We start from the raw sequence: 4,316 nt of genomic DNA, 5'->3' as shown, positions 1-4,316 counted from the left end.
GGGAGAGTCATTTGGAAGCGAGCATGATTGAGGGGGCGTTTGATTTATTAAAAGATGAGGGAGCGTTAGAAAAAAGCGATTTTTTAATCATTGAAAACGTGGGGAATCTGGTTTGCCCCTCAAGCTATAATCTAGGGGCGGCGATGAATATCGTTTTACTCTCCGTGCCAGAGGGCGATGATAAGGTGCTAAAATACCCTACGATGTTCATGTGCGCGGATGCGGTCATTATCAGTAAAGCGGACATGATTGAAGTGTTTAATTTCAGGGTTTCTCAAGTCAAAGAAGACATGCAAAAATTAAAGCCTGAAGCGCCTATTTTTTTAATGAGCTCCAAAGACCCTAAAAGTTTGGAAGATTTTAAAAACTTCCTTTTAGAAAAAAAGCGTGAAAATTACCAGTCCACGCATTCGTTTTAATGTGTTTAGCAATCCCCTCTAAAGTCATAGCCATTAACGATAATGTGGCTATTTTGGAGACTTTGGGCGTTCAAAGAGAGGCGAGCTTGGATTTAATGGGCGAGTCCGTTAAAGTGGGCGATTATGTGTTGTTGCACATCGGCTATGTGATGAGTAAGATTGATGAAAAAGAAGCCCTAGAATCCATTGAGCTTTACCAAGAAATGATCGCCAAAATGAACGAAACGCAATAATAACAATGAGCGTTGATCACCTCATTTCGCCTTTTAGAGACAAGCGGATTATTTTAGCGCTCTCTAGTGAAATCAAAAAACACGCTTTTAAACTTGAAAAAAAATTAGTCATCATGGAAGTGTGCGGAGGGCATACGCATTCTATCATGAAATACGGGCTTTTAGATTTGATGCCTAACAATTTAGAGTTTGCGCATGGGCCAGGGTGTCCGGTGTGCGTGATGCCAAGAGTGCGCCTTGATGAAGCTTATGAACTCGCTATGATCAAAGACAGCATTATCTTAAGCTTAGGGGATATGATGAGAGTCCCTGGGAGCTATGGGAGTTTGATACAAGCCAGAGAAAAGGGGTTGGATGCGCGTTTTTTGTATTCGCCCATGCAAGCTTTAGAGATCGCTAAAGAAAACCCTCATAAAAAAGTCATTTATATTGCGATCGGTTTTGAAACCACCACGCCGATGACGGCTAGCGTCTTACTCAACGCCAAAAAAGAAAAATTAAAAAATCTTTTTTTCCACATTAACCACATTTTAGTGCCTCCAAGCGTGAGTGCGATTTTAAAAGATCCAGCATGCCAGATTAACGCTCTTTTAGCCCCTAGCCATGTGAGCGTGATCAGCGGCGCTCAAATCTATGCCCCTTTAGTGGATCGCTTTAAACTCCCCATTATCGTGAGCGGTTTTGAGCCGGTGGATATATTAGAAAGCGTGCTGATGCTTATCAAACAAGCCTTAAACAAAGAAGCCAAGCTAGAAATCCAATACAAAAGAGCGGTGAGCTATGAGGGGAATGTGAAAGCGCAAGCGTTAGTCAATGCTTGCATGGAAGTTAGGGAAAATTTTGAATGGAGAGGTTTGGGGAATATCAAACGATCCGCTCTCAAGCTCAAAGAAGCGTTCGCTTCTTATGACGCTGAAAAAGTCTTTAAAGAATACTTAAGCCACAAAACCTCTAAAGAAAACAAAGCATGCAAGTGTGGGGAGATTTTAAAAGGCATCGCTAAGCCCCTAGACTGCTCATTATTCGCCACAACTTGCACCCCACAAAACCCGATCGGCAGTTGCATGGTCAGCTCTCAAGGGGGCGTGCGCGGCGTATTATCGTTACAAGCGCGTTTGAGTTTCAAAAATTGCTCTAAGCCCCTAGACTGCTCATTATTCGCCACAACTTGCACCCCACAAAACCCGATCGGCAGTTGCATGGTCAGCTCTCAAGGGGGCTTGTGCGGCGTATTATCGTTACAAGCGCGTTTGAGCTTTAAAAATTGCTTTTTAGTGAAATCGCTCAAGCCCTCGCAATTGACATTGATGCTAATCGGTTTTTTAGGGGGGTTTTCTTTTTTGATAACCGGTTTGTGATAAGGCCTTTTTCTCACGCTCGCTTGGATAGTTTTAAAATCAAAAGGGTAATTTAAAGCTTTTAGGGTTTTGTGCGTTTCTAAAAAATGCGTTTTTAAGTTGTTGGTGTAATGGTCTTTTTCTGTTTCAAAGGCTTTCAAGAAACTCGGGTGCGTGAAATAGATTTTTAGGATTTGGTGTTCAATTTTAGCGTATCTAAACCCTTTCTTTAAATCCCCTAAAGCTTGAGAAACATAGCGCTTAATCACTTCTCTTCGCTTGAGTTGGAGTTTTAAATTTTTAAACGCAGACATTTGAGCGATTCTTTTAAACAGCAAAAAGGTTTCTTTCTTTTTCAAATAGCGTTGATAAATGAGGGGGTCAAATCCATTTTCCATGATGAAATTATAGCGTTTTAGCTTGACTTTTTTAAAAAGCTTTTGTATAATGCTTCTTTTACTTTATATATTTGTTGTTTGTTTGGGGTGTCGCCAAGCGGTAAGGCACCAGGTTTTGGTCCTGGCATTCCGAGGTTCGAATCCTTGCACCCCAGCCATTTTTCCTTGTATTGGCGTATCGCGGAGTAGAGCAGTCCGGTAGCTCGTTGGGCTCATAACCCAAAGGTCAGTGGTTCAAATCCATTCTCCGCAACCAATCTTAATGAAATACCCCCCTATCCCCTTAAGAAAACGAATTTCAAATGAAGAAAACGAATTTCACCACCACCAAACGAAACAAAAAGCGCCAAAAGTAAAAAAATGACAAAATTTTTCCCAAATGACAAAAAAAAAAAACGCTTTATGCTATAATACTCCAAATACATTCCAATGCAAATGCATTCTAATGTATGAAATCCCTAATACTAATCCAATTTAATCCAAAAAGGAGAAAACATGAAAAAAACCCTTTTACTCTCTCTCTCTCTCTCTCTCTCTCTCTCGTTTTTGCTTCACGCTGAAGACGATGGCTTTTACATGAGTGCGGGCTATCAAATCGGTGAAGCCGCTCAAATGGTAACAAACACAGGAGAAATACAAAAGCTTTCGGATAATTATGAAAAGTTGAACAATCTTTTAACCAGATACAGCACCTTAAACAACCTTATCCAATTATCCTCTGATCCGAGCACGATTAACGAAGTAAGGGATAATCTAGGCTCAAGCTCTAGAAATTTGCTTGATGTCAAAACCAATTCCCCGGCGTATCAAGCCGTGCTTTTAGCGCTGAATGCTGCAGTGGGGTTGTGGCAAGTTACAAGCTATGCTTTTACTGCTTGTGGTCCTGGCGAGAAGAAGAACGAAAATGGAGGTATCCAAACCTTTAATAATGTGCCAGGACAAAATACGACGACCATCACTTGCAATTCGTATTACCAACCAGGACATGGTGGGCCTATATCCACTGAAAATTACGCGAAAATCAATCAAGCCTATCAAATCATTCAAAAGGCTTTGACAGCGAATGGATCTGATGGAGATGGGGTTCCCGTTTTAAGCAACACCACTACAAAACTTGATTTCACTATCAATGGAGACAAAAGAACGGGTGGCAAGCCAAATGAACCTTTAATATACCCATGGAGTCATGGGAAAGCTATTTCAGTCTCGTGGGTTGATACAACAGCAACAAGCACAACAGAAACCATCAACACAACCAATAACGCTCAAGAGCTTTTAAAACAAGCGAGCATCATTATCACTACCCTAAATGAGGCATGCCCAAACTTTCAGAATGGTGGTACAAATTATTGGGCAGGGATAAGCGGCAATGGGACAATGTGCGGGATGTTTGCTAATGAAATCAGCGCTATCCAAGGCATGATCGCTAACGCGCAAGAAGCTGTCGTGCAAAGTAAAATCGTTAGTGAAAATGCGCAAAATCAAAACAACTTGGATGCTGGAAAACCATTCAACCCTTACACAGACGCTAGCTTTGCCGAAAGCATGCTCAAAAACGCGCAAGCCCAAGCAGAGATTTTAAACCAAGCCGAACAGGTGGTGAAAAACTTTGAAAAAATCCCTAAAAATTTTGTATCAGACTCTTTAGGGGTGTGTTATGAAGTGCAAGGGGGTGAGCGTAGGGGCACCAATCCAGGTCAGGTAACTTCTAACACTTGGGGAGCCGGTTGCGCCGTTAAAATTCGCCACGCTGTTGTTGTAAAAAGAAAGGCTTGAAGCGTTTTCTAAAGTCGTTTGGGTTTGGCTATCCCCAATATTAATAGCAGCGTTGGGCTTGACTGAAAGCCTGGAATGATTGAAAGTAACATTCCCATTCAATGAAGACTGATTCACATTCTTAGACACATCAATGACGATTTGGGAATTATT

3 protein-coding genes, 2 tRNA genes and 3 pseudogenes are annotated in these 4,316 nt (G+C 41.5%); 6 read left to right on the top strand and 2 right to left on the bottom strand.

The window, feature by feature from the left end:
* From hypB to hypD, 3 genes and pseudogenes are all read left to right on the top strand, one after another.
* A partial coding sequence (gene hypB / locus BZK24_RS08145; protein WP_077657124.1) for a hydrogenase nickel incorporation protein HypB occupies window positions 1-419 on the top strand: 419 nt, incomplete at its 5' end.
* Window positions 419-652: a HypC/HybG/HupF family hydrogenase formation chaperone gene (locus tag BZK24_RS08140; protein WP_000335445.1), complete on the top strand. Its 234-nt coding sequence runs from the start codon at window positions 419-421 to the stop codon at window positions 650-652. The genes hypB and BZK24_RS08140, both read left to right, overlap by 1 nt.
* 5 nt (window positions 653-657) lie before the next feature.
* Window positions 658-1,771 (top strand): annotated as a pseudogene (gene hypD, locus BZK24_RS08135) (hydrogenase formation protein HypD).
* A gap of 91 nt (window positions 1,772-1,862) precedes the next feature.
* Here the strand turns inward: hypD and BZK24_RS09720 are convergent.
* The gene (locus tag BZK24_RS09720) at window positions 1,863-2,387 is read right to left on the bottom strand and encodes a hypothetical protein (protein WP_242423434.1); all 525 of its coding nucleotides are present in this window, start codon (window positions 2,385-2,387) and stop codon (window positions 1,863-1,865) included.
* Window positions 2,388-2,470: 83 nt separating this feature from the next.
* Here BZK24_RS09720 and BZK24_RS08130 point away from each other — a divergent pair.
* The 3 genes and pseudogenes from BZK24_RS08130 to BZK24_RS08120 all read left to right on the top strand — a co-directional run.
* Window positions 2,471-2,545: transfer RNA gene (locus BZK24_RS08130), tRNA-Gln, on the top strand.
* Window positions 2,546-2,566: 21 nt separating this feature from the next.
* Window positions 2,567-2,643, top strand: a tRNA-Met gene (locus BZK24_RS08125).
* Between the two features lie 239 nt (window positions 2,644-2,882).
* Window positions 2,883-4,121 (top strand): annotated as a pseudogene (locus BZK24_RS08120) (SabA family sialic acid-binding adhesin); the annotation flags it as partial.
* On the opposite strand, the pseudogene BZK24_RS09995 reads toward BZK24_RS08120, so the two are convergent.
* A pseudogene (locus BZK24_RS09995) lies at window positions 4,086-4,316 on the bottom strand (hypothetical protein); the annotation flags it as partial. The pseudogenes BZK24_RS08120 and BZK24_RS09995 sit on opposite strands and share 36 nt — an antisense overlap.

Source organism: Helicobacter pylori, assembly GCF_001998165.1.
GTDB classification, from domain to species: Bacteria; Campylobacterota; Campylobacteria; order Campylobacterales; family Helicobacteraceae; genus Helicobacter; species Helicobacter pylori_DL.
Note: the sequence above shows the minus strand (reverse complement) of the source record. Positions and strands in the feature narration are given on the sequence as shown.

Excerpts from the sequence above, each read along its gene's own strand:
- BZK24_RS08140 (WP_000335445.1), top strand. The coding sequence starts at position 419 with ATGTGTTTAGCAATCCCCTCTAAAGTCATAGCCATTAACGATAATGTG.
- BZK24_RS09720 (WP_242423434.1), bottom strand. The coding sequence starts at position 2,387 with ATGGAAAATGGATTTGACCCCCTCATTTATCAACGCTATTTGAAAAAG.